This window comes from Pseudomonas sp. NPDC087803, from assembly GCF_044742995.1.
Lineage (GTDB): Bacteria > Pseudomonadota > Gammaproteobacteria > Pseudomonadales > Pseudomonadaceae > Aquipseudomonas.
In genome coordinates, this window is the sequence record NZ_JBIUVO010000122.1 from 1 (window position 1) to 4259 (window position 4259).

General features: G+C 61.1%; 5 protein-coding genes. 2 read left to right on the plus strand and 3 right to left on the minus strand.

Features of this window, described 5'->3' with window-relative positions; all coding sequences use genetic code 11:
- The coding region (rpmG, locus tag ACIOUG_RS26590; protein ID WP_401070096.1) for a 50S ribosomal protein L33 at nt 1–66 on the minus strand (66 nt) is incomplete at its 3' end.
- 11 nt (nt 67–77) lie between these two features.
- The gene (rpmB, locus tag ACIOUG_RS26595) at nt 78–311 is read right to left on the minus strand and encodes a 50S ribosomal protein L28 (protein WP_003229474.1); all 234 of its coding nucleotides are present in this window, start codon (nt 309–311) and stop codon (nt 78–80) included.
- 445 nt (nt 312–756) lie between these two features.
- On the opposite strand from rpmB, the gene ACIOUG_RS26600 reads away from it, so the two are divergent.
- Nucleotides 757–2343: an ABC transporter substrate-binding protein gene (locus ACIOUG_RS26600; RefSeq protein WP_401070090.1), complete on the plus strand. Its 1587-nt coding sequence runs from the start codon at nt 757–759 to the stop codon at nt 2341–2343.
- A 147-nt stretch (nt 2344–2490) separates the two neighbouring features.
- Here ACIOUG_RS26600 and radC read toward each other — a convergent pair whose 3' ends face one another.
- Nucleotides 2491–3165 carry a DNA repair protein RadC gene (radC, locus tag ACIOUG_RS26605; RefSeq protein ID WP_401070093.1) on the minus strand — a complete coding sequence of 225 codons (675 nt, stop codon included), beginning with the start codon at nt 3163–3165 and terminating at the stop codon, nt 2491–2493.
- Between the two features lie 135 nt (nt 3166–3300).
- Between radC and coaBC the strand changes: the two genes are divergently transcribed.
- Nucleotides 3301–4259 (plus strand): bifunctional phosphopantothenoylcysteine decarboxylase/phosphopantothenate--cysteine ligase CoaBC (gene coaBC, locus ACIOUG_RS26610; protein ID WP_401070099.1); only part of this gene is annotated, 959 nt, incomplete at its 3' end.

A 4259-nucleotide genomic window follows, 5' to 3' on the forward strand; every position in this document is an offset into this window, starting at 1 on the left:
GTTCTTGTCGGTAGTGTAGAAGTGACCAGTACCGGCGCTCGAGATCAAACGAATCAATTCACGCATGATTAGCTCCCTTAAATCTTGCCATCGCGGCGAAGTTCGGCGAGCACGACACTGATGCCACGCTTGTCGATGATGCGCATGCCTTTGGCAGATACGCGCAGACGCACAAAACGTTTCTCTTCTTCAACCCAGAAGCGGTGATGCTGCAGGTTCGGCAGGAAACGACGACGGGTTTTGTTGTTTGCGTGGGAAATGTTATTCCCGGTTACCGGACCCTTACCGGTAACTTGACATACTCTCGACATGCCTCAGCCCTCTAAAACCACATGCCCAACCCGGCATGGGTTGGCCGCTTAATCTCTCAGTCATTTGGCGCCAGGCGCCGCGTTTCTTTAGAGGTCTTACCGGCTACACCTACAGTGAAGGAACCGGGCCCCTAGAAAAGAGCGCTGCTTTATACCAGAAAGACTGTGGTGCAACAACATTGGATGTGCAATCAACCGCTAAAAAGGCGCTTTTCCCGGCTGCGGACGCTTTGGATAAAGGCTGCCGCGAGTTTTGACCACTCGTCGCAGAAAACCGCACTTACAGAGGTTTCCGACTTTTCCTGGCGCACTGCGGTCTGAAAAACGCCAGTGCCCGGCCCCGAAAATCAAAAAAGGGGATAGTCATTTGCAATCCAGCCCTCTAGGGTAACCCTTTTCCAGACTGCACCTGCAGATGGCCTTCGATCTGTTAAGGAAGCCGACCATGCGCCTCGCTGCCCTACCCCTGTTGCTCGCCCCGCTTCTGCTGAGCCCCCTGGCCCAGGCCGCCGCCCTGAGCGTCTGCACCGAGGCCAGCCCTGAAGGGTTCGACGTGGTGCAATACAACTCGCTGACCACCACCAATGCCTCAGCCGACGTGCTGATGAACCGCCTGGTGGACTTCGACACCGCCAGCGGCAAAGTCGTGCCGAGCCTGGCCGATAGCTGGGAAGTCAGCCCCGACGGCCTGAGTTACGTGTTCAAGCTGCACCCGCAGGTGAAGTTTCACAGCACCGACTATTTCAAACCGACCCGCACCCTGAGCGCCGAAGACGTCAAATTCAGCTTCGACCGAATGCTGGATCCGGCCAACCCGTGGCACAAAGTGGCGCAAAGCGGCTTCCCGCACGCCCAGTCCATGCAGTTGCCGGCGCTGATCAAGAAAATCGACGCACTCGATCCGCTGACCGTGCGCTTTACCCTCGATCACCCGGATTCGACGTTCCTCGCGACCCTGAGCATGGGTTTCGCCTCGATCTATTCCGCCGAATACGCCGACAAGCTGCTCAAGGCCGACGCCACCGACAAGCTCAACAGCCAGCCGATCGGCACCGGCCCGTTTGTGTTCACGCGCTTCCAGAAAGACGCCTCGGTGCGCTACAAGGCCAACCCGGATTACTTCGGCGGCAAGCCGGCGGTCGATCCGCTGATCTTCGCCATCACCCCGGACGCCAACGTGCGCCTGCAAAAGCTGCGGCGCAACGAGTGTCAGATCGCCCTGTCGCCAAAACCGCTGGACGTGAAAGCGGCGCAGGAAGAACCGACACTGAAAGTGGAAAAGACTGACGCGTTCATGACCGCTTTCGTCGGGATCAACAGCCAGCATCCGCCGCTGGACAAGCCAGAAGTGCGCCAGGCGATCAACCTCGCCTTCGACAAGGCCAACTACGTCAAAGCCGTGTTCGAAGACACCGCAGAGCCGGCCAACGGCCCTTACCCGCCGAACACCTGGAGCTACGCGAAGAACCTGCCGGGCTACCCGCACGACGTGGCCAAAGCCAAGGCGCTGCTGGCCAAGGCCGGACTCAAGGACGGCTTCCAGACCACCATCTGGACGCGTCCGTCCGGCAGCCTGCTCAACCCGAACCCGAGTCTGGGCGCGCAGTTGCTGCAATCGGACCTGGCGGAAATCGGCATTCAGGCAGAAATCCGCGTGATCGAGTGGGGCGAACTGATTCGCCGCGCCAAGGCAGGCGAGCATGACCTGCTGTTCATGGGCTGGGCCGGCGACAACGGCGACCCGGACAACTTCCTCACGCCGCAGTTTTCCTGCGCGGCGGTCAAGTCCGGCACCAACTTCGCCCGTTACTGCAATGCCGATCTGGACAAGCTGATCAGCGCCGGCAAGACCACCAGCGAGCAAGGCGTGCGCACCAAGCTGTATGAACAGGCGCAGGCGCAGATTCAGCAGCAGGCGCTGTGGCTGCCACTGGCGCACCCGACCGCCTATGCGCTGACGCGTAAAGACGTGCAGGGCTATTCGGTGAGCCCGTTCGGTCGACAGGATTACTCCAAGGTCACCCTGAAATAACCCACGTTACTGTGGGAAAAACCTCTGTGGCGAGGGAGCTTGCTCCCGCTTGAGTGCGCAGCGCTCACAAGCTTTTCAGGGCCGCTGCGCAGCCCGGCGGGAGCAAGCTCCCTCGCCACAAGAGTGCACTTCCGCTGCCTGTTTGCTTTACATCCAGCCACACTCCGCCATCGACAACGGTTCCCCATCGCCAACGATGAAGTGATCGAGCACCCGCACATCAATCAGATCCAGCGCCTTCTGCAAGCGCTTGGTCAGTTGCCGATCCGCCTGACTCGGATCGCTGTTCCCCGACGGGTGGTTGTGGCAGAGAATCACCGCCGCCGCGTTGTTGGCCAATGAGCGTTTCACCACTTCCCGGGGATGCACGCTGGTGTTGTCGATCGAGCCGCGAAACAGCGCCTCGAACGTCAGCACTTGATGCTTGGAGTCGAGAAACAGGCAGCCGAACACCTCGTGTGGCTCGTGGCGCAACATGGATTTGAGGTAATCGCGAACGGCTTTCGGGTTTTCCAGCGCCGTTTTTTCGCGCGAACACTCGGCCAGGTGGCGCCTGTTCATTTCCTGAGCCGCCTGCAACTGGGCAAATTTTGCAGGGCCCAGACCCAACTCTTTGCTGAATGCTTCCAGATCGGCCTCAAGCAGCAAACGCAGGCTGCCAAACTGATTCAACAGATGTCGCGCCAGATCTACCGCGCTTTTTCCAGCCACTCCGGTGCGCAAAAATATGGCCAGTAACTCGGCGTCCGAAAGACTCGCCGAACCTTGTTCCAATAACCGTTCCCGCGGCCGCTCCGCCGCAGGCCAATCGCGAATACTCATACACCTTCCTTGTCTGTGGGCGCCGCTGTTCCGTAGCGGTCGCTGTGATATCGTAGCCCATCTTTTTTGCGGGCGAATTCACCCTGGGGAGGGGGTTTCGCCACGTATGTCACCCACGAAATGAAAGGCAGACCTATGCAGCGGCTGTATCGGAAACGCATCGTTCTGGGCGTCGGCGGCGGCATTGCGGCCTACAAGAGCGCCGATCTGGTTCGTCGCCTGATCGACCAGGGCGCCGAAGTGCGCGTGGTCATGACCCATGGCGGCGCCGAGTTCATCACCCCGCTGACCATGCAGGCCCTGTCCGGGCACCCGGTTCACCTCGACTTGCTCGACCCGGCCGCCGAAGCGGCGATGGGCCACATCGAGCTGGCCAAGTGGGCCGATCTGGTGCTGATCGCCCCGGCCACCGCCGACCTGATCGCCCGTCTGGCCCAAGGCATCGCCAACGATTTGCTGACCACTTTGGTTCTTGCCACCGACGCCGTGGTGGCTGTCGCGCCGGCGATGAATCAGGCGATGTGGCGCGACCCGGCGACCCAGGCCAACCTGCAACTCCTTGAAAGCCGTGGTCTGAAGACCTTTGGCCCGGCCTCTGGCAGCCAGGCCTGCGGCGACGTCGGCATGGGCCGGATGATGGAAGCCACCGATCTGGCGCAGTGCGCGGCGGACTGCTTCCAGCGTCAGGCACTGACCGGCAAGCACGTGGTGATCACCGCCGGCCCGACTCAGGAAAACATCGACCCGGTGCGCTACATCACCAACCACAGCTCCGGGAAAATGGGCTTCGCTCTGGCCGAAGCCGCGGTGGAGGCCGGTGCCCGCGTGACCCTGATCAGCGGCCCGGTGCACCTGCCGACCCCGGATCGCGTCACCCGGATTGACGTGGTCAGTGCCCGCGACATGCTCGCGGCGTGCGAATCGGCCATCCCGTGTGATGTGTTCATCGCCTCGGCAGCGGTGGCGGACTACCGTCCGGAAGTCGTTGCCCCGCAAAAACTCAAGAAAGACCCTACAAGCGGCGACGGCTTCGTCCTGCAAATGGTGCGTAACCCGGACATCCAGGCCACCATCGCGACCCGACACGACCGTCC